The sequence below is a fragment of the Priestia sp. VA7 genome (assembly GCF_055710015.1).
The window spans coordinates 1029996-1048211 of sequence record NZ_JBVQPN010000001.1; the positions used below are offsets into that span (position 1 = coordinate 1029996).

Below are 18216 nucleotides of genomic sequence, written 5' to 3' on the forward strand. Positions count from 1 at the left end.
TATCTATTTTACCATAACCGAATGAAGGTTTGTATATACGGCTCAGGGCGTATATTTACTTCCTAATTGACCTTCTATGTAAGTATCTTCTCGTATAAAACGAGTTTCCTAACAAAAGCAGTGTTCCTAAAATCCACCCGGTTGCAGGGGAATAAGGAAAGATATTTTTTAAAGCCATCCCAAAAGAAATAGAGGCTGCTCCGAGTATAAATAAAAGCAGCGTGATTCCTTGACGTTTTTTCATATGTACCACCTCTCTTACTAATTTTACCATAAGGTGCGAGTATAGTAGAATGAAATGTAAGATATCTTACAAAAAAGAAGTATATGGTAAAATTTAAGGGGCAGGAAGGGAAGAGGGATGCAATGATTAAAAAAGGATTTATAGCAGGTATCGTGACGGTAGGGATTGTTCTTGCCCTTGCCCTTGCTGCTTTTACAGAAAAGTGGAGCTATCTCTATTTTGTGTCAGGCACAATGGGAGCAGTATCACTGGTTTTAGCTTTGGCATACCTTATTGACAGTATCGTGCTAGGAAGTACAGGCACATTCTTTTCATCCAAAAAGACGCGCAAGGTGAGCCGAGTTGAAGATGCAAAACGATTTGGAGCTATTGCAGTACCGAACATATTAGCTGCTTTGATTTATGTAGCCGCTGGTTGATGAATAGGAGTCTATAAAAACAGCTTGAGCTATAACCTCAAGCTGTTTTTTATGCGTCAATCTGAACGTTTCTTTCCTGTTTATCACGCAGAGGCATCAGCATACTCACAAATCCAACGCTTACGATGATGATTGCCGCCGCTAAAAAAGTCGTCTGAGCACCTGCAAGCTTTACGAGCATGCCTCCAAGAAGAGGAGCAATAAGTAAAACGGCACTCGTTAAGGTGTTGATGAATCCGTACACTTTTCCGAGGTGTTCCTTGTCGCTGTATGTTTGAACGATATAGTTAAACAGCAGTAAATTAAGCCCAACTCCGCCTCCTCCAATAGGTGCAGCAATCAAAATGAAATAGCGTGACATAACGGCTGGATTAAAGCAGCTAATGAAAAATAAAGCCCCTCCAAATAGAAGCAGTCCAAGTGATAACAGTCTAAATGGATGGTGAACCTGTTTTTTTCTATTAAGATACACTCCTGTTGCTAGCGCCCCCAGTCCGATTCCAGAAAGCAGCCAGCCGAGCATTTCCGGATGGTGAGGCAGCACATCTCGTAGAAAGATGCTAATTTGAGCGTCAACAAGCATCACTACAAAATACGAAAGGTGAAACAAAATAACGACGCGTAAAAGGAGTGAGTGCTGAAAAACGATTTTCCAGCCGTTTGAGTACGTTTCTTTCGCTTGATGGGAAGAACGAGCAGCTTGCCCTTGAATGTTTTTACCTGCTTTTTTAAGTGAAAACAGCACGCCAATAGAAATCATACAAGCTGCGGCATTAACTAAAATGCATGCTTTTGGCGTTGTAATCGTCAGCGCGGCGGCTCCAAGAAACGGCCCCACAACTTTGGCAACTTGAAACATAATGTTTTGTAAAGTAGAGGCCTGCATCAGCTGATCTTCTTTGACCACTTCTCGAACGTAAGAGAGCTGTGCGGGCACTTTCATAACAGAACTCATAGAGCGCAGCATCAGCACCCCAAGTGCCAAAAGCGGTTCATTTGTGAAAAATAACAGACATGTGAACAGAAGACGGACTAGTTCAGACAGAAACATCAGCTGTACTTTATCATAGCGGTCCGCTAAATTTCCTGCTGCTTGACTTAGCAGGATGCTAGGTAAAGCGTACGCGACAGGAATAAGCGTAATCCAGAGGGAATTTGCGTGCCACACGTATGTAAAAAGCGTCATCACCGCAAACATATCAAATAAATCTCCGAAGCTTGCTGCAGTGCTTGAAATAAAAAATTTTTTATAAGAAGAATTAGCAAACAGCTTTTCTTTTTTCAATACCTTCATTCCTTTGTATGTTGTTCGTGAAAAATAATCGCATCTTCAATAAATTGAAGGACTTCGCTGTCAATAGGGTAGAGATTAAGTGAACTTGATGCCTCAGGAGATTTGCGAACATCCCAAAAGGCTTTTTCTAAAGCCGTATGAGGGCCAAATAGCTTACTCGATAAAAGCAGTATATCAGCTGCAATTAGCTGTCCATCTTCAGATTGAGGTGCACGCTGATGCTTTAAGCAAAGCTGAACTCGTTTTATGATGTTAATCCATTTATCGGCACTCGCATTCTCCATTTTAGGCAAATCATGCTGCAGAATCTCACTTTCTTCTATTGAAACCGAAAGCAGATCATTCCAGCTGCTCTTGGCATTAGTTTCATTGTCAACTAAAGGAAGGAGCTGCTTCCAGTTTAATTCACCTTCTATTTTTATACTGTTGCGAAGCGTGTGAGTATGTTCTAAAGCTTGTTGAATTTCCCTCGCTTTTTGCTGAAGTTTTTGCTGATGAATGGCTAGAAGTTCATCGATACTCACTTTGTGAAGAATAAGTTCAATATCTCGCAAAGGAACGGCTAAGTTTTTTAACAAAGTAATTTTCTCTAGTGTGACTAAATCCGTTTCTGAGTAGGAGCGTTTTCCATTTTCTGATTTTGACGATGGATGAAGCAAGCCAATTTGATCGTAGTAACGAAGCGTACGCACCGTGAGGCCTAATTTTTTAGCGGCTTGCCCAGTAGAAAAATAAATCATTTTTAACCCCTCCAAAAAATGCTTGCAGGTAACGTTACGTCACCTTTTACACTGAATATATGTAAAAGGGAGGCGAAGTAAATTGAAACAAAAAAATCAAGAATTATGGACAATAAAATCATTCGTAATTATGCTGGTCGTCACATTTGTTGGGGTGCCTATCTTAATTGAAGGCATATTGCAGGATGCTTTACATTCCCTGTTTAAAAATGAACTTTATGCTGGAACAGCTACTGGGTTTGTTATGGCAGCTGTGTTTTTATCAGCTCTGTATGGGCTGATGGTTCAGGCTGGTGATAGAAAAATTGGTTTTCAATCGTTTTCAAAACGGCACTGGCCGCGCATTCTTTTTTGGCTTTTTGTGCTGATCTTAGGAAGTGTGGCAATTGTTGTGCTAATGGAATGGTTTGGTATGACGTATGAAAATAAAAAAACAGCCAGTTTACAGCAAGACCTGTCGCTGTTTTCATTTATACTTGCTTTTGTTTCAGCCGCTGTGATCTCACCTTTTTATGAAGAGATTATCTACCGAGGATTTTTTTATACGTGGCTAAAACGTAAAGGAGGGATTGTCGTTGGATTAGTAGGAAGCTCGTTTATCTTTATGCTGGTGCATATTCCAACGTACAATACCTTGCCCGTTAATTTTTTATCAGGTCTCGTGTTTGCATGGGTGTACGAACAAACAAAGTCGCTGCTTCCAAGTATGATCATTCATGCTTGTTTTAATGGAATCGCCGTTATTTTAACAGCGGCAGCTTAATGTAGTTTCGATAACGAGTAAGCTATGATTTATCTTACCATATTATGTCTACTGAAGAAGCGAATTGCAAAAAAAAGCGGAAATGAACCCGAAAACGGCTAGAAGCACTGCCTGTTCCTAGCCGTTTTTTGTATATGCACGCACGCTTAAGGCTTGCCTTAAAGTGGACGTTAAGGTGTATGATAAGAGAGAGTAGAGACAGCCATAAAAAGGAGAGGGTATCGATGCAATATCGAAAGCTTGGAACAACAGGTCTGGAAGTATCAAATTTATGTCTAGGTACTATGGCGTTTGGACGATGGATTGACGAAAAAGCGTCGGCAGCTATTTTACATAGCGCCATTGACAACGGAATTAGCTTCATTGACACGGCTAACTATTACGGAAAAGGGCAAGACGAAGAGTTTAGATATGGCACAGGGGAATCTGAAGAAATTATTGGACGCGCGTTGAAAGGAAAACGAGATGATGTTGTGCTTGCAACAAAAGTCGGCATTGCCGTAGGAAAAGGCCAAAATGATAAAGGCCTTTCACGCACACATATTATGAGAGAAGTGGATAATCAGCTGCGACGACTGCAGACAGACTACATTGATCTTTATCAAGTCCATCTTTTTGATCCGAATACACCTATGGAAGAAACGCTTCGCGCGCTAGATGATTTAGTTCGTCAAGGCAAAGTTCGTTATATTGGCTGCTCCAATTATGCCGCTTGGCAAATCGCAAAGTCTCATCATATTAGTGACAAAATGAATCTTGAAAAATTCATTTCCGTTCAGCCTCAGTATAATCTTCTCTCTCGTGAAATTGAACAAGAGCTGCTGCCGTTTAGTCAATCTGAAGGTGTAGGCGTCATGGTATACAGTCCGTTAGCACGAGGCATGCTTTCAGGCAAATATAAAACACCAAATGACGTGCCGCCAGAAAGTCGCGCTGCGCATGGTGAAAAGCTGCTGCGAAACTACTTTACAGACCAAAACTTTCAGCTGGTGGAGCAGTATCGCAAGTTAGCAGAAAAAAATGAAGTAAGCTTGTCTCAGTTTGCTCTTTCATGGGTATTGAATCAGCCCGCTGTAACATCAAGCATTATCGGAGCTAGTAAATTGCATCACGTAACAGATGCGGTTGAAATCAGCGATTGGACATGGTCAGAAGAGTTGTTGAATACCGTGAATTCACTGTATTAATAAAAAGTCCGCAGGTGCACCTGCGGACTTTTGTGTTTAAATTTTAATTTCCTTTTGCGTTAATTCTGCTTCTAGTGAGTCGTACAAAGCAAGCTTATAGTTGATTTGTTCAAGGTATTTAAAAGTTTTGGCCATTTCTTCTTCGACCGCTTCTTTGTGCTGAAGCATCATGTTTTTTCGTTCTTTAATTGTGCTTTCGCCTTGTTTATAGAGCTCTACATAGCGCTTGATTTCTGCAAGAGGCATGCCCGTTGAGCGCAGAGCTAAGATAAAACGGATCCATTCAATATTCGTATCATTATAGAGGCGTTTTCCATTTTCATCACGCTCTACAAAAGGAAGGATCCCTTCTTTTTCATAGTAGCGTAAAGTCGGTGCGGAAAGCCCGGTTTTTTCATTCATTTCTTTCATGCTATAAGACAAGATTGTTCACTCCCACTTATGAATCCTAAAGCTTACTTTAAGGTATATGATAATCGATAGTTGAACGTTTTATCAAATTATTTTCGGTTTATTTTAAAAATATGGAACTTTTATACAGTTTTTCCGTAATAACAAGTAGATAATAAGAAACTTACTGTAAAAAGTTAAGTAAAGGGGATAGAGTAATGAAAAAAGTAAAATGGATTAGTTTTATCCTGCTGCTGATTTCGAGCGGAGTCTTTTTTATCAATCATCAGTATGCCATTTTACTAGCGGCTTGGACCGTGTACGGAATGGCTTTATCAATCCTGGTTTATTTCTTTTCATACGGCATGAGTGATTCAAACAAAGAGTAAAAAGCGTGTACGCGTTTCTTATTGTCTTCAAAATAAGAGCAGAAAATGAAAGGGTGGAAGAAATGGGAGAACTTTTTTGGATAATTTTGTTCGGAGCGTGTATTTGGGTGCCACTAATTTGGAATAAAATTGCGATTGGCAAGCGCATCGCAGACGAAGAAAAGAAAGCAGGACGTGATTTAACAGGGGAAATCAATCCGTTTACCGGAGGAAGAATGTAAATAAGCGTAAAAAAAAGCTGTGACAAAAGTATTTTCGTTGAAAGAAGATCTGAATAATGAGTTGAGATTCTTAATGCAGAATCAACTTCGTTTGGTTTTTTTATTAGTATGGTGAACGTAGGTGTCATGTATATAGTAGTTTCTAGCTGGTGATTGGAGGACAAGGCGAAGACTCCTGCGGGAAAAGCGGAACAGGTGAGACCCCGCGGGAGCGCAAGCGACGAGGAGGCTCACCGGCCGCCCGCGGAAAGCGAAGCCTTGCACGGAAATTAACAGCGGTGTAACAAGCAGTCCAGCTTATTTATCCCATCTGTTGGTCTTTAGGTTGGAGTAATTTTGTTATGTCTAAGCCTCTTTATTAGTAAAGAAAACAATAGTTTAATTCTGTTATTAATAGTATAATTAACCATATTTATTTTGAATAGAAAGGCTGATAAAAAGGTGTTAATATTCTTTTTAGCCGGCACTGTACTTGTGCTGGCGATGATTATTTTTTCGCGTACGCTGTGGGTGCCCAGCGGAATGATAGAAGGTCTTAGCAAGAAAAAGTGGTTTCAAAACCATTGGCTAAGCGGAGGCTATTTGTTTGGCGTTAATGCTTTATATTTTGGGACTACGATATGTTTACTCTTCCTTCCTATCTTTACTAATATCCCTTATTTGCATCTTGTTCTTATGTTTTTAGCGACAATTGTAAGTATTTTCACGTGGAGCGCCTTTAGTACAGCTTGGACAGGATCATTTAATAACCGTCTTAAAATGGCTTTAACGGGAAGCAGCTTTTATTTAATATTGGCATTAATTATGGTGATCCAGTGGGTAAGCGTTAAGCCCCTGTATCCCAATGAAGATACGTTTATGCGAGCTTTAGGGTGGATGCTTGGCTTTTTCGTTTCAGCGGTCGCTTTTAGTGTATGTTTTATCTTCACGGCGTTTCTTGGAAAACGTTCAGCACGTGTGTAAGGATATCATCCGTTTTTTAGCGTTTTTTTCTAGTTAACTACTATTCACGAAAGCAGGGGTAAACGTGATTCGAGAAATTTTAGCTTCTGATGCAGCCGCTTTTTTAGCGTTAAATAAAGAGCTTGATCGAGAAACAGCATATATGCTGTACGAGGAAAATGAGCGTGTGATTACGCTCGAACAGCAGAAAAAAATGATTACAACTTTTTTAAAGATGCCGAACTCGACCATTTTAGTGGCGGAACAAGACGGACAGCTTGTCGGACATTTATCTGTGATTGGCGGAAGCGTTAATCGAAAAAAACACAGCGCATACTTAGCTGTTGGCGTACTGCGTTCCTATGGAAACCAGGGGATTGGTACTTCATTGTTTGAAGAAATGGAGAACTGGGCGGCGCGTATCGGCATCAAACGAGTAGAGCTAACCGTTATGACCCACAATGAAACGGCCATTTCGCTGTATAAAAAGATGGGTTTTAAAATAGAAGGGAAAAAAATATGTTCGCTCGTTGTAGATGGAAAATTAGTCGATGAATATTATATGGGGAAGGTTTTTTAAAAAACGTGCTTAAAGGGGAAATGAACATGAAGTCGACGGTTGTTGAGTTAAATGAATGGATGATAAAGCTTCCTAAAAAGCTTGAAGTATTCTCTGAAGCAGCGGCGTCAAACCGTCTTGCTCCTAAGAAGTGGTCACCGAAAGAAATTGTGGGGCACTTATGTGACTCAGCCCTTCACAATTTGCAGCGGTTTGTCAACGTGCAGCATGAAAAAACACCTTTGATCCTGACGCCTTACAAACAAGATGAATGGGTAGAACTGCAGCACTATCAAGATATGCCCATGGAAGAAATAGTTGCCCTATGGCACAGCTTAAATAAGCAAATTGCTTCCGTTCTTTTGCATATACCAACAGAAAAGCATATGTATCAATTCGAATTAAAAGATGGAAAGTTCGTTTCGCTCCAGTGGTTGACTAAAGATTATATTGCTCATTTAAAGCATCACATTAAGCAAATTGACGCTCAAATGCCGCTAGGAGGCAAAGAGGATGAAAAAAGAACATAAAAAAGAAGAATCTCAGGTGAAAGTAGATTTTAGAGCAGGCCGCGCCTATGGTGATCATGAATACATAGGAAGTTCGAAAAAAGGCGTGCTTCTTGCTTTGTTACCAGTTCTGATCATTGCCGGAGGTATACTGTTTCTGATGGTAAAATGACAAAAGCCGCATTACAGCGGCTTTTTTTCATAGAGGTGCTGAGTTTTGCTTTCTTCGGGATTGGTACGACTTTCTAAAGTGGAAAAGTCTGCGTGTTCTGCGACTATTTGAGCTGCGGAAGGAAGCGTTTCGACTCTTTCCCAAGATTCTGGATTCCACAGCTTTGATCGCTTGAATGCTTTGCTGCAGTGGAGAAAGCATTCTTGTACTTCGACGCCCATAGCGAGCAGCGGAGTTTCGTTTTGAACCGCCATTGTTTCAAGCAGCGCTTTTTCTTTTACAATGCAAGCTTTGCCGTTAATTCGCAGTGTTTCTTCTATGCCTGGAATCAAAAAAAGCAGCCCTATTTGAGGATTAGATAAAATATTTTCCAATGAATCTACTTTTTGATTGCCACGCCTCTCTGGAATCAATAGCCTTTTCTCATCGACAACTTGTACAAAACCAGGGTGATCGCCTCGCGGAGAACTGTCGCAAATACCTTTATAATCAGCTGTAGCGATGATAACAAAAGGAGAATGTTTAATAAATTCCCGGCAGTGTCGATCTAAATAAGAAATTATTTTTTGATGCGCCAATTTGTTAGGCGCGCCGACTATATGGCGAAGCTCTTCCTTCGTTTTTACTTGTTCTTTAAAATGACTGTTTTCCATTCCTTTTTTTCACTCCTACTTTTTGCGTATACTGAAAATACCATTTTTACATGTGAAATACTATATTTTTATATTTAAAAAACAGAAAAATCAGTATATTAAAATGGAGTAGAAGTGCTATAACGCTAGCTTCGGTCTTTTTTTAAATTTTTGATTGCGTTATCAAATATGTCATTAACCGTCTTCATATGTTCGCTGACGAGATGATTCGAGTCTTTTTCTCGCTGGCGCATGTCTTTCAACAAATCATCCATATCATCTAGCAGACTTTGAAAATATTCATCTTTTTGTTCTTCTTTCATTGTGGAATCGTCCATTTCATCAAGCTTATCGAGCTTATCTTCAATTTTTTTGAAGTATTCATCTCTCAAGAATCTCACCTCATTTATAAAGTAGCTTTCTGCTTATTGTATGCAAAATGTTTGTTTGCATGAGTAAGAAGTAGAAAGTACATAAATAAAAGGAGAGTCTGAAAAGCTCATTTACTCCTTAGTAGGTTACTTTTTAGTTCCCATATTACTTTGAAGTGCGTACTTTTTTTTATTGTGTATATGCTTCATAATAAATTTTGTCAGGAGATAATATGACATTTAATGAATAGATCAGTCGTTGAGTTTACCTTCATACTGATCAATTTCTAAAATAGAATTATAAAAATTTCAGGAGGTTTTATGAATATGAGAGAGATACTGCAAGGAAAACTAGGTTTTGGAACGGCACCTCTGGGCAATATGTATCGTAATATTCCAGAAGAAGAGGCCATTGCGACGGTCGATGCAGCTTGGGAAAGCGGCATCCGTTACTTTGATGCAGCTCCTCTTTACGGAGCTGGCTTAGCCGAGATGCGCCTTGGTGAAGCACTATCAAAAAGAAATCGCGATGAGTATGTGCTAAGTACGAAAGTAGGTCGCGTTATTTCAGATGAACTAGAAGACACATCTTCACGTGATATGGGAGAAAAAGGCGGGCTTTTTGAATTTGGCCGTAAAAATAAAATTATCAATGACTACAGCGCAGATGCCACTCTTCGTTCGATCGAGCAAAGCTTAAATCGTTTAAAAACAGATCGCTTAGACTTTGTGTATATTCATGATGTTGCGCAAGATTTTTATGGAGATGAGTGGGTAGGACAATTTGAGTCTGCTCGAACAGGCGCATTTCGTGTGCTTACACGTTTGCGTGAAGAAGGAGTTATTAAAGGATGGGGACTTGGAGTAAACCGAGTAGAGCCAATTGAAATCATGCTGGAGCTGGAAGAAGCAAAGCCGGATGTCTCGTTGCTAGCTGGCCGTTACACGTTATTAGATCATGAGCGTGCGCTGCAGCGAGTAATGCCCGAAGCTGTAAAGCATAATATGGACATTGTTGTCGGCGGACCATACAGCTCAGGCGTTCTTGCTGGAGGTACACACTTTGAATATCAAAAAGCATCTTCAGACATTATGGAAAAAGTAGAAAAAATCAAAGCGATTGCAGATCGTCATCAGATCAGCATTAAGGCTGCTGCTGTACAGTTCTCACTGGCTAATCCAGCGGTTGCTGCTGTTATTCCTGGCGCCAGTCGTCCAGAGCGTATTACTGAAGACAAAGCGGCATTAAATACAGTAATTCCGGCAGCCTTCTGGGAAGAAATGCGTGAACAGCAGCTTGTAGCTTCTTATGCTCCGCTGCCAATCAATGTTAAATGAAGAAGTAGTTAAAAACTATATCAGTGTAAACGCTAAGTAAATCTTTATTTGAAGTTTTGACGTATTGCGCTATAATTAATTGTAAAGAAGCTTATTGATAGAAATTCATTATATATGTTTTTTTATCTTTGGTGACTTGACTATATGTAGATATATGAAGGGCTGGATAACAAGTATTGAAAAATGCTGAGTCGTTAACCCATCATAAAGAAATTTGTACAGCTATGCACAAATCTCTTTATGATGGGTTTTTTTTGTGGAGGAGTGGATATGTTGGAGATAACTAATAAAGCAACAAGCTCTAAAACAGGCTAATAGTTTTTGAGCGTTTTGCTAACATGAATAGAATCAATGTAAGGAAGTTAGATAAAAGGAAGGGATACAAAGGTGTTGGAACTATTTTTACGTAAAAAAAGGCAGTATCTAATTACAACATATCAATTTATTTTAAACGTCTCGCTGATTGTCCTAGGGTTTATACTCGTTTATTTTTTATTGAGAGAGCTTTTTTATATTATGAATGATGCCTTAACAGGAAATAATAACGTTCATAAAATCCTTGGAAAAGTATTGGTTTTCTTTTTATATTTTGCTTTTGTTTCGATGATTATGACCTACTTTAAGGAAAGCTGCCATTTTCCGTTGAGTTATCTTTTATACATTGGAATTACTGCTACAATACGATTTATTATTGTGAATAACAATTATCAAATTGGAAGTTTATTTTTATCGCTAGGAATTATTGCTTTAACGATTAGTTACTTAATGTTAACGAAAAAAAGATTAGAAGATAATGAAAGGAGAATTTGAATATGAGTAGAAATAAGGAGCATGAATTTAGTAATTTAGTGCGCGAAATCCGTAAGGAGCAGGTTGGAAATGGACCGAGAGAAATTACTACTCGCTTTGTAGATGCGTGGGCTGTTAGTGAAATGAAAGGCAATCTTACGAATGTAGAAAAATTTATGATAACTTCTCCTGAAGGCAAAAGAATGGTTCATGAGGCACGTACAGAGCTAGTGAAAAAAATTTATGATTGCTCCGAGATACGAGATAAGTTTGAAAAACTTGTTCATGCAAAAATTGTAAGAGTTTTTTCAGACATTAATATTGAAGAAGATGTTGCGATGACTACTTTTGTTTTTGATAGAAAGTTGGACGATTAACTAAAATAGTTTTTTGAAAGAAAGAGGGATTTAGTGACGCCAAACAACATAGACATAGCGTATATTGCTGTTGTGAAGAGTAAGTGTAAAAGAGCATCAAAGCCTTTGTTTCCTTAACAAAGGCTTTGATGCTCTTTTCATCTAGGCGCTTATCTGTTCTTCACACCGCTCATTAGTAAAAACAAAGGAATACGCATTCGACGCTCGTAAGTTTCAGCGCTGTCGAAATGTTCTTTTTGAGGACATGCTTCTTTTAAATTTGTAACGGTGAATCCGCTTTGCTGCATCAAAGAAAAGTACTCTTCAAGCGTGCGATGATACTTTTGAACGTATCCGCCCATCCAGTGCTGCTGACGGAATCCCATTGAGAAGTAGTTATCCACGGTCCAGTTTGTGCGCAGAGCAGAAGGCTGCAAAGTGGAAGTAATGACTGGATGTTCCACAGAAAAAATAAATCTTCCTTCAGGTTTGAGTGCTTGATTCACTTTAGCGAAAATGGAGGCTAAGTCTTCCATGTAGTGGAGAGACAGTCTTGCAGTAACCAAATCGTATTCGGTGCGTGGTGGAGTATAATGCTCCATCGATTCATGGAGCACTCTTGCATTTGGATAGTTTAAAAGCTGTTGCTGAGCCGCGTTTATCATATTGATAGAGCCGTCTACTCCGGTATAAGAGAAACATCCCTGTTCAAGAAGCTCCGCACCAAATCCAGCGTTTCCGCACCCTAAATCTAAAACGTTTGCATCTGTAACATCACCTAGAAGCTGTAAAATGGCCGGTTTTTCAATCGTATCGTTGGCATTTTCTTTTTGCTGCCGGCGTTTTGTATAGGCCAAAAACGTCTCGGCGTTATCGTAAAATTCAGCTCCTGTTGAGATCTTCAACTAAATCAGCCTCCTCTATGCAAAGTACCTCATTATACACATATATTGAAATTATTTACAAATATTTTGATAGATATGGAAATGGTTTTTTATTTTGGAAGTAGTGCTATTATGTGGAGTAACCGGCTTGTACACGTTTACGGAAGATAAGTCTAAAAGCTAAGAGTTGAGTATAGAAAGGGTGAATCTATGCGTAACTCTTAGCTTTTGCTATGAAGTCGTAGGGAACCATTTGTTTTTTGCGTCGTTCTTATTTCGATAATTTTTCAACAATTGCTGCGTCTATTTGCTGAGATAATACGCTGCTAATCTCTTTTTCATTCTCCACTTTTTCTAAAATGAGCTGCTTATTACTCTTCTTTATTTTTAACATCGTACCTGAGTGAATAGAGAAATCATCTCGCAGCTTTTTAGGAATAGTAAGTCGAAAACGGTCATCAATTTTTCGAGATTGAGCCGTAAATGTTAAAGTCGTTTTCTTACCAAAACTCATTTCATATTTTTGAATCACAATGTTATTTTCCTGGTTAATAAAAAATTGAACCTCCATGTTGGCATCCAATTCGACTGACGTTAAAAGTTCAGAAGTGAGCTGAATCTGCCGTCCGGTTAATGTTGCATAATAAGGGGGAGGCGCCGCAGGTTTTTGTGAAAGCGCTATCGATTTTTCGTCTCTTTTTTTCATCACAATTTGCTGTTCTACCACGTATAGTTCTACATAGTCAAAGGGCTTAAGTTCATAGTCATCTCGCAGGGATTTTGGAATGACTATTCTACTCATGTGGTCAATTGTTCGAATGAAGATACGAGAAGGAACCGGGCCATTTCCATCATGATGATCGATAATAATCCAATCATCACAGCTCCGTAAAAAAACTTTGTCGTTCGTCTCGAGTTTTGTTAGTTGCATAAACAAAGAAGGAAGGGATACTCTTCCCATTTCGTCAATTATACACTCTTCTTTTTTTGTACGCATCTTGCTACTTAATCCTTTCTAAAAACAGTTTAGATGGGGTATGTTACTTAAATTACACAGCATTTATTTCTTTGTCAAATGAAGCAAATGAGTATTTATTCATCCTACAGATTGAGAAATACAGGAAGTTTGACCTCATTCAGTAGATGCACAGCTGTCCCATGTAAAAGGTAATTATCTGAAGAAAACAGTTAATCTGTTAATTAGAAAAGCATAGAATAAAAGCGTTTTTCTTTCTTTTGATTTTATTGTCAGAAACAAAGGTTTAAAAAGGAGCTTCCTTCCTTTTCTAAAGAGTAGGTTTTTTATTAACAAAATGCAGCCAGATTTACGCCCAATGATGAATAGATTTATGCATATTAAGTCTAGAAAAAAATTTCAAGCGGTGCTTTTTTCACTTGTTTTGGAGAGCAGTCATAGTTGGAAAATAAAGAAAAAAGCTCAAAGCAATGAGCTTTGAACCAATTTTTATCGTTTTTCAACCAGCAGTAAGATGAAGGTAGCAAGCGGTCCTAAGGCAAGAGATAATAAAAACCAGTTCAGACCCGTTCGATTTTTACCTTAATTGTTTCTTTATATGAGTAACAAAATCTATATTAGCATAAATATCCAAATTTTTGATTGGAATTCCTGAATTAGGGTGGAGAAACGGTGAATTTTTTCATGAAGCAAAATTCTCTATTTTCCTTAACTTAGTGAAGGTAGTAGTGAATAAGAGAAGGATGCACGGAGTAGACGTGAACGTATTGAGGCTGATGATAGTGAAGCTGATGCATATATTGATTCATAAGCCTTTGAATGGCGTCATACACATTGGGCGGATATCCATAATAGCCGTGATGAATACCAACTCGAAACAAGGAAAGGGGCGTCGTGTTATTGGTTCTGCACATTGTTCTACGCTCTTCTGCGCTTTTAACCTTGCGCAGCTGCTCCACCCGCTGGTGCAGCTTTTCGCTGTCCTAGTTCTTGATCGAGTATAAAGATAGCTGCAGGGTTATTTTGGGCGATTTTTAAACGGTCTACAATCGTTTGAGCTTGAGCTTCTTCGTCGACTTGTTCTCGTAAAAAGTCCTGCACGATGACTAACGTTTGAGGGTCATTCGCTTGGTTGATAAATTGAAACGCTTGACGATAAGAATTCGTGACGAACTTCTCATGCTCCAATACTTTTTGAAACGTTTCTAACGGTGTCCTAAACTCACTTGGCTGAGCAGGCAAAGAGCTTAATTCTACCGTTCCGCCGCGGTCAACTAAGTAGTCAATGAGTTTTAGCATATGAGTGCGTTCTTCTTCAGACTGCAGACGCAGCCAACTGCCCATTCCTTTATAGTTTAATCGATTCATATAGTTAGACATAGCTAGGTATAAAGTCGAAGAGACGTGTTCAAGTTGAATTAAGTTATTGAGCAGCTTTTGAATTTGTTCGTTCATAGTTGTTATTCCTCCTTAGGGAAAAGTTTTTTTTCGTATACTACCTGCAATCATCACGCTTTTAATCTACAAAGATACTATATATCACGTCTTTAAGTAGGTAACTTGCCCATCCTTTATTGGTGCTTCTTACTTACATATAAGAGTTGTATAATATAGGAATAAAAATAGTTTAAAAGTATCTTTTTTTAGATGGTTAAAATTACTATGTTCTATTTAACCAATTTAGTGATAAAATTGTCACTCTGTGCAATTTTAATTGGTGTGAAGGAGTCAGAAAAATGAATATGCAACACGTATTAATACCTGGATTTGAAAAGCTTGCGAGCTTTGTTTTCTGGTACCCATTTATTATGTCTTTATTTTGGATTGCAGGCACGCTTATTTACATACGCTATCGCGACCGAGATCCTAAAGTTGATTTTTCAACAATTGACTGGCCGTTAGTGAGCTTTTTAGTGCCTTGCTATAACGAGGAAGAGACGATTGAAGAAACGCTTAAGCACCTTTTGGCGTTAGATTATCCGTCTAAAGAAATCATCCTTATTAACGATGGCAGTACGGATGGAACAGCTGATATTTTAAAAGAAATCAGCAGAAATCACCCTGAAGTTCGTGTGATTCAGCTTTATGAAAATAAAGGAAAAGCCAACGCGTTGCATTTAGGTGCGCACGCATCTAAAGCTGAGTTTTTAATCTGCTTAGATTCCGACGCTATTTTAGATCAAGACGCTCCATATTATCTAATCCACCATTTTCTTCATAAAGGGGAACGGCTGGGAGCCGTTACCGGAAATCCGCGCATTCGAAACCGCAATACGCTGCTGAGCCGCATTCAGCTAGTTGAGTATTCTTCTATTATCGGTTCTATTAAACGAACACAGCGAATTTTAGGAAAAGTAATGACGGTCTCAGGCGTAGTAGTAGCTTTTCGAAAGAAAGCACTTGTAGACGTTGGGCTGTGGGATCGTGACATGATTACGGAAGATATCGCCGTGAGCTGGAAGCTGCAGCAGCGCTTTTGGGATATCCGCTATGAACCGCGGGCATTGTGCTGGATGCTTGTGCCCGAAACCTTAAAAGGAATTTGGAACCAGCGAGTACGCTGGGCTCAAGGCGGACAAGAGGTAATGCTTCGCCATTGGAAAGTGTTATTAAAATGGAAGCAGCGCAGAATTTGGATTGTATACCTAGAGCAGTGGATCAGTACCCTTTGGTCATTCGCATGGCTGTTTGTGACTATCATGCTGCTTGTTACGGCGAGCAGCCCCCAAGACATGCTGTTTTGGTTTACGTTTACGTCATTTTCCCTTGTGTTTATGAGCTTAATTCAACTGTTTATTGCGCTGAAAATTGATTCGAAATACGATAACGTGAAGCGGTATTACGTATGGGCTGCATGGTACCCAGCGCTTTATTGGATTGTGAATACGATTGTGGTAGTGGGCGCATTTCCTCGTGCTATCAGATCTAGAGTGAAAGGAGGCTATGCTACATGGAGCAGTCCAGACCGCGGCTTAACGAAGAGCAAATCATGATTCAAGCCAAACAGCCTCTTGCTCGATTAGTGGTAAGCATCATTGTTTCATCTGTTTTTTGGCTCTATTGTGCCATTGTTCTTTGGTTTTTTCTTTCAGCTGTTATCGGCGTAAATGACCGTTACAGCGGGGTATTAAAAATTGCGTTCAAAACGACGAACGGCGAAATTCGAACGTTTTTAATAATTGGACTTGCTATTTTTTGCTTCTTTTTCCTGGCTCTGTTTTTATGGAGATCCTACAACAAAAAGAGATTTGGAAGCTTAAACCGACGAAAAGAGCCGGCGTATACGAGTATTAAAGATTTAGAGCGTCTTGAGCTTTTATCTAAGGATCAAATTCAAGAGCTTCAGCGTGCACAGTACATCGAGTTTGATGTTAATCCGTTAAAACATACTGAAGAGAGGAAGCACGCATGAAGAAATATATATTCTTTCTTTTGATTGCGGCAGCGGTAGTTGGCTTTATTTTCTTTAAAGTAGTGAACTGGGAAGACAAGGCGAAAGCAACAACGACCGTGGAGCCAGCGCTTGAGACGAACGGATGCTTAGGCTTAAATTATCATCGCGTGCGCAAGCATAATTGGTTTAATCGAGTTGTCAGCTCAGTTACAAAGTCTGGCGAACTGACAGAGTACAGCGTCTACAGCAATGATTTTGAACATCAGTTAAAAAAGCTGAAGGAACTTGACACTACGTTTGTTACGCCAAAAGATATTGAAGCGTATCAGCAAAAAGGCACGTTTCCAAAACGCTGCGTATGGATTTCATTCGATGATATCGACCGTACTGTTTATCAAAACGCGTTTCCTATTTTAAAAAAGGAAAACATTCCGTTTACGCTATATGTAATCGCAGGACAAGTGGGGGCAACGGATTTTCAAAATTTAAACATGGCTTCGTGGAGTCAGCTAAAAGAAATGAAAGACAGCGGCCTTGCGACAATCGGTTCGCATACATATGATATGCACCGTTTAGAAGAAGACAAGCCTTTATTTCTGACGCCTGCTAAATACAGCGCGTTTGCTGAAGATTTACGAAAAAGCAAAGAAACGATTAAGAACCATTTAGGAATAGACCCGGTTTACTTTGCATATCCATACGGCAATACAAATGATGACGTAGCTAAGATTGTAAAAGATGCTGGTTTTCACCAAGCAGCTATCCTAGCTCCCCACCTTATTACAAAAGATAACGATCCTTATTATCTGAATCGAATTGTTGTATACAACAAAACCTTTCAAAACCTTATTCTTCCTTGGCTGACACGTACGAGCACGTAAGAAGAAAATGTAAAAAGCCTCTGTCTAAAGCAGAGGCTTTTTTTTTGTTCACCATCAAAAGGTATGTCGATTAAGTGAAGAAAGTACACTTTCATTTCTATAAAAATCATTTTAATGGTACCATAGAAAAGTTGTAATAAAAGACATGGATAAACGAAACAATCTATCAATTTTTTTACGAACTTCTTGTAAGAAGTTTGTGAAGGTGAAAAGAGGAAAACAGCGATCCTAGGTTTGCTATTTTAATAATGTAAGGTAATCAGACAAACCAATCCGTTGTCCGTTACTGGTTAATTTGTATTCATTATTCACGATTCCTCTCTATCATTTCGTCATGGGTTTTGTTTTATCGTTAAAATTTTGATAAAGGTGTATAGGCTATGGAAAATAGGCATTTTGAATATAAATTTAAAGAAGCGCTGAAAAAACTAAATGATATTGAACTTGCGTTAAATGAATCATCGATTGTAGCAATTACGGATAGTCGCGGATTCATCAATCACGTGAACGATAAATTCTGTGAAATTTCTAAGTACGAAAGACATGAGCTTCTCGGTCAGGATCATCGTATTATTAATTCGAAACATCATTCAAGCTTGTTTTTTAAAGAGTTATGGAGCACGATCAGGTCCGGTAAGGTATGGCACGGAGAAATAAAAAATAAGGCAAAAGACGGTTCGTCCTACTGGGTGGATACAACCATTGTTCCTTTTTAGATGAGCGGGGTAAGCCGTATCAGTACGTATCGATTCGCAATGATATTACA

The 18216-nt window shown here is 39.0% G+C and carries 27 protein-coding genes; 17 read left to right on the forward strand and 10 right to left on the reverse strand.

What is annotated here, in order from left to right:
• Window positions 1-55 precede the first annotated feature (55 nt).
• Window positions 56-244: a hypothetical protein gene (locus tag AC0C45_RS05365; protein ID WP_237892805.1), complete on the reverse strand. Its 189-nt coding sequence runs from the start codon at window positions 242-244 to the stop codon at window positions 56-58.
• A 122-nt stretch (window positions 245-366) separates the two neighbouring features.
• Between AC0C45_RS05365 and AC0C45_RS05370 the strand changes: the two genes are divergently transcribed.
• On the forward strand, window positions 367-663 hold the full coding sequence (locus AC0C45_RS05370; protein WP_047930649.1) for a hypothetical protein: 297 nt from the start codon (window positions 367-369) through the stop codon (window positions 661-663).
• Between the two features lie 49 nt (window positions 664-712).
• Here AC0C45_RS05370 and AC0C45_RS05375 read toward each other — a convergent pair whose 3' ends face one another.
• The gene (locus tag AC0C45_RS05375; protein WP_257061510.1) at window positions 713-1957 is read right to left on the reverse strand and encodes an MFS transporter; all 1245 of its coding nucleotides are present in this window, start codon (window positions 1955-1957) and stop codon (window positions 713-715) included.
• Entirely contained in the window at window positions 1954-2697 is a 744-nt protein-coding gene (locus tag AC0C45_RS05380) for a MerR family transcriptional regulator (RefSeq protein WP_280168653.1), read from the reverse strand. Before AC0C45_RS05380 ends, AC0C45_RS05375 begins: the two co-directional genes overlap by 4 nt.
• A gap of 82 nt (window positions 2698-2779) precedes the next feature.
• Here AC0C45_RS05380 and AC0C45_RS05385 point away from each other — a divergent pair, with 82 nt between their 5' ends.
• Window positions 2780-3460 (forward strand): CPBP family intramembrane glutamic endopeptidase, encoded by a 681-nt coding sequence (locus tag AC0C45_RS05385; RefSeq protein ID WP_237892801.1) that lies wholly within the window; start codon window positions 2780-2782, stop codon window positions 3458-3460.
• A 224-nt stretch (window positions 3461-3684) separates the two neighbouring features.
• The gene (locus AC0C45_RS05390; protein ID WP_016765160.1) at window positions 3685-4647 is read left to right on the forward strand and encodes an aldo/keto reductase; all 963 of its coding nucleotides are present in this window, start codon (window positions 3685-3687) and stop codon (window positions 4645-4647) included.
• A 36-nt stretch (window positions 4648-4683) separates the two neighbouring features.
• On the opposite strand, the gene AC0C45_RS05395 is transcribed toward AC0C45_RS05390, so the two are convergent.
• Window positions 4684-5070, reverse strand: a complete 387-nt coding sequence (locus tag AC0C45_RS05395; RefSeq protein WP_034649639.1) for a MerR family transcriptional regulator — start codon at window positions 5068-5070, stop codon at window positions 4684-4686.
• A 185-nt stretch (window positions 5071-5255) separates the two neighbouring features.
• Here AC0C45_RS05395 and AC0C45_RS05400 point away from each other — a divergent pair, with 185 nt between their 5' ends.
• The 7 genes from AC0C45_RS05400 (at window position 5256) to AC0C45_RS05430 (ending at window position 7829) form a co-directional block, all read left to right on the forward strand.
• Entirely contained in the window at window positions 5256-5426 is a 171-nt protein-coding gene (locus AC0C45_RS05400; protein WP_016765159.1) for a hypothetical protein, read from the forward strand.
• A gap of 62 nt (window positions 5427-5488) precedes the next feature.
• Entirely contained in the window at window positions 5489-5647 is a 159-nt protein-coding gene (locus AC0C45_RS05405; protein WP_162267401.1) for a hypothetical protein, read from the forward strand.
• Between the two features lie 149 nt (window positions 5648-5796).
• On the forward strand, window positions 5797-5931 hold the full coding sequence (locus tag AC0C45_RS05410) for a hypothetical protein (protein WP_257061523.1): 135 nt from the start codon (window positions 5797-5799) through the stop codon (window positions 5929-5931).
• 157 nt (window positions 5932-6088) lie between these two features.
• Window positions 6089-6610, forward strand: coding sequence for a hypothetical protein (locus AC0C45_RS05415; RefSeq protein WP_280168651.1), 522 nt, complete (start codon window positions 6089-6091; stop codon window positions 6608-6610).
• Window positions 6611-6674: 64 nt separating this feature from the next.
• A complete protein-coding gene (locus AC0C45_RS05420) occupies window positions 6675-7169 on the forward strand; it encodes a GNAT family N-acetyltransferase (RefSeq protein WP_280168650.1) in 495 nt (164 codons plus the stop codon).
• Between the two features lie 26 nt (window positions 7170-7195).
• A complete protein-coding gene (locus AC0C45_RS05425) occupies window positions 7196-7678 on the forward strand; it encodes a DinB family protein (protein ID WP_171776732.1) in 483 nt (160 codons plus the stop codon).
• On the forward strand, window positions 7662-7829 hold the full coding sequence (locus AC0C45_RS05430; RefSeq protein WP_013084520.1) for a hypothetical protein: 168 nt from the start codon (window positions 7662-7664) through the stop codon (window positions 7827-7829). The genes AC0C45_RS05425 and AC0C45_RS05430 overlap by 17 nt, the downstream gene beginning before the upstream one ends.
• An 11-nt stretch (window positions 7830-7840) precedes the next feature.
• On the opposite strand, the gene AC0C45_RS05435 is transcribed toward AC0C45_RS05430, so the two are convergent.
• Both AC0C45_RS05435 and AC0C45_RS05440 read right to left on the reverse strand, forming a co-directional pair.
• Window positions 7841-8482, reverse strand: a complete 642-nt coding sequence (locus AC0C45_RS05435; protein WP_047930642.1) for a pyridoxamine 5'-phosphate oxidase family protein — start codon at window positions 8480-8482, stop codon at window positions 7841-7843.
• A gap of 125 nt (window positions 8483-8607) precedes the next feature.
• Window positions 8608-8853: a hypothetical protein gene (locus AC0C45_RS05440; protein WP_013058531.1), complete on the reverse strand. Its 246-nt coding sequence runs from the start codon at window positions 8851-8853 to the stop codon at window positions 8608-8610.
• A gap of 306 nt (window positions 8854-9159) precedes the next feature.
• Between AC0C45_RS05440 and AC0C45_RS05445 the strand changes: the two genes are divergently transcribed.
• From AC0C45_RS05445 to AC0C45_RS05455, 3 genes are all read left to right on the forward strand, one after another.
• Window positions 9160-10170, forward strand: coding sequence for an aldo/keto reductase (locus tag AC0C45_RS05445; RefSeq protein WP_280168649.1), 1011 nt, complete (start codon window positions 9160-9162; stop codon window positions 10168-10170).
• 387 nt (window positions 10171-10557) lie between these two features.
• A complete protein-coding gene (locus AC0C45_RS05450; protein WP_013084516.1) occupies window positions 10558-10980 on the forward strand; it encodes a phosphate-starvation-inducible protein PsiE in 423 nt (140 codons plus the stop codon).
• Window positions 10981-10982: 2 nt separating this feature from the next.
• The gene (locus AC0C45_RS05455; protein ID WP_047930640.1) at window positions 10983-11336 is read left to right on the forward strand and encodes a Na-translocating system protein MpsC family protein; all 354 of its coding nucleotides are present in this window, start codon (window positions 10983-10985) and stop codon (window positions 11334-11336) included.
• Between the two features lie 149 nt (window positions 11337-11485).
• On the opposite strand, the gene AC0C45_RS05460 is transcribed toward AC0C45_RS05455, so the two are convergent.
• The 4 genes from AC0C45_RS05460 to AC0C45_RS05475 all read right to left on the reverse strand — a co-directional run bounded on the left by AC0C45_RS05460 (window position 11486) and on the right by AC0C45_RS05475 (window position 14630).
• Entirely contained in the window at window positions 11486-12220 is a 735-nt protein-coding gene (locus AC0C45_RS05460) for a class I SAM-dependent DNA methyltransferase (protein WP_047930639.1), read from the reverse strand.
• A 250-nt stretch (window positions 12221-12470) separates the two neighbouring features.
• Window positions 12471-13196 (reverse strand): AbrB/MazE/SpoVT family DNA-binding domain-containing protein, encoded by a 726-nt coding sequence (locus AC0C45_RS05465; protein WP_237892797.1) that lies wholly within the window; start codon window positions 13194-13196, stop codon window positions 12471-12473.
• A gap of 692 nt (window positions 13197-13888) precedes the next feature.
• Window positions 13889-14089, reverse strand: coding sequence for a hypothetical protein (locus AC0C45_RS05470; RefSeq protein WP_237892796.1), 201 nt, complete (start codon window positions 14087-14089; stop codon window positions 13889-13891).
• A gap of 22 nt (window positions 14090-14111) precedes the next feature.
• Complete coding sequence (locus AC0C45_RS05475) at window positions 14112-14630, reverse strand: ferritin (RefSeq protein ID WP_257061560.1); 519 nt, start codon at window positions 14628-14630, stop codon at window positions 14112-14114.
• Between the two features lie 281 nt (window positions 14631-14911).
• Between AC0C45_RS05475 and pgaC the strand changes: the two genes are divergently transcribed.
• The 4 genes from pgaC to AC0C45_RS05495 all read left to right on the forward strand — a co-directional run bounded on the left by pgaC (window position 14912) and on the right by AC0C45_RS05495 (window position 18166).
• Window positions 14912-16168, forward strand: coding sequence for a poly-beta-1,6-N-acetyl-D-glucosamine synthase (pgaC, locus tag AC0C45_RS05480; RefSeq protein ID WP_128819963.1), 1257 nt, complete (start codon window positions 14912-14914; stop codon window positions 16166-16168).
• Window positions 16126-16587, forward strand: a complete 462-nt coding sequence (pgaD, locus tag AC0C45_RS05485) for a poly-beta-1,6-N-acetyl-D-glucosamine biosynthesis protein PgaD (RefSeq protein ID WP_171776736.1) — start codon at window positions 16126-16128, stop codon at window positions 16585-16587. The genes pgaC and pgaD overlap by 43 nt, the downstream gene beginning before the upstream one ends.
• On the forward strand, window positions 16584-17450 hold the full coding sequence (locus tag AC0C45_RS05490) for a polysaccharide deacetylase family protein (protein WP_257061569.1): 867 nt from the start codon (window positions 16584-16586) through the stop codon (window positions 17448-17450). The genes pgaD and AC0C45_RS05490 overlap by 4 nt, the downstream gene beginning before the upstream one ends.
• 380 nt (window positions 17451-17830) lie before the next feature.
• A complete protein-coding gene (locus AC0C45_RS05495) occupies window positions 17831-18166 on the forward strand; it encodes a PAS domain-containing protein (RefSeq protein WP_233334957.1) in 336 nt (111 codons plus the stop codon).
• Window positions 18167-18216: the final 50 nt, after the last annotated feature.

Bases quoted from the DNA above. Each gene is read 5' to 3' on its own strand.
- AC0C45_RS05380 (WP_280168653.1), bottom strand. From the start codon at position 2,697: ATGATTTATTTTTCTACTGGGCAAGCCGCTAAAAAATTAGGCCTCACG.
- AC0C45_RS05375 (WP_257061510.1), bottom strand. From the start codon at position 1,957: ATGAAGGTATTGAAAAAAGAAAAGCTGTTTGCTAATTCTTCTTATAAA.
- pgaC (WP_128819963.1), top strand. From the start codon at position 14,912: ATGAATATGCAACACGTATTAATACCTGGATTTGAAAAGCTTGCGAGC.
- AC0C45_RS05475 (WP_257061560.1), bottom strand. From the start codon at position 14,630: ATGAACGAACAAATTCAAAAGCTGCTCAATAACTTAATTCAACTTGAA.
- AC0C45_RS05365 (WP_237892805.1), bottom strand. From the start codon at position 244: ATGAAAAAACGTCAAGGAATCACGCTGCTTTTATTTATACTCGGAGCA.
- AC0C45_RS05430 (WP_013084520.1), top strand. From the start codon at position 7,662: ATGAAAAAAGAACATAAAAAAGAAGAATCTCAGGTGAAAGTAGATTTT.
- AC0C45_RS05445 (WP_280168649.1), top strand. From the start codon at position 9,160: ATGAGAGAGATACTGCAAGGAAAACTAGGTTTTGGAACGGCACCTCTG.
- AC0C45_RS05425 (WP_171776732.1), top strand. From the start codon at position 7,196: ATGAAGTCGACGGTTGTTGAGTTAAATGAATGGATGATAAAGCTTCCT.
- AC0C45_RS05400 (WP_016765159.1), top strand. From the start codon at position 5,256: ATGAAAAAAGTAAAATGGATTAGTTTTATCCTGCTGCTGATTTCGAGC.
- AC0C45_RS05490 (WP_257061569.1), top strand. From the start codon at position 16,584: ATGAAGAAATATATATTCTTTCTTTTGATTGCGGCAGCGGTAGTTGGC.
- AC0C45_RS05435 (WP_047930642.1), bottom strand. From the start codon at position 8,482: ATGGAAAACAGTCATTTTAAAGAACAAGTAAAAACGAAGGAAGAGCTT.
- AC0C45_RS05390 (WP_016765160.1), top strand. From the start codon at position 3,685: ATGCAATATCGAAAGCTTGGAACAACAGGTCTGGAAGTATCAAATTTA.
- AC0C45_RS05495 (WP_233334957.1), top strand. From the start codon at position 17,831: ATGGAAAATAGGCATTTTGAATATAAATTTAAAGAAGCGCTGAAAAAA.
- AC0C45_RS05455 (WP_047930640.1), top strand. From the start codon at position 10,983: ATGAGTAGAAATAAGGAGCATGAATTTAGTAATTTAGTGCGCGAAATC.
- AC0C45_RS05470 (WP_237892796.1), bottom strand. From the start codon at position 14,089: ATGTGCAGAACCAATAACACGACGCCCCTTTCCTTGTTTCGAGTTGGT.
- AC0C45_RS05370 (WP_047930649.1), top strand. From the start codon at position 367: ATGATTAAAAAAGGATTTATAGCAGGTATCGTGACGGTAGGGATTGTT.
- AC0C45_RS05405 (WP_162267401.1), top strand. From the start codon at position 5,489: ATGGGAGAACTTTTTTGGATAATTTTGTTCGGAGCGTGTATTTGGGTG.
- pgaD (WP_171776736.1), top strand. From the start codon at position 16,126: ATGGAGCAGTCCAGACCGCGGCTTAACGAAGAGCAAATCATGATTCAA.
- AC0C45_RS05465 (WP_237892797.1), bottom strand. From the start codon at position 13,196: ATGCGTACAAAAAAAGAAGAGTGTATAATTGACGAAATGGGAAGAGTA.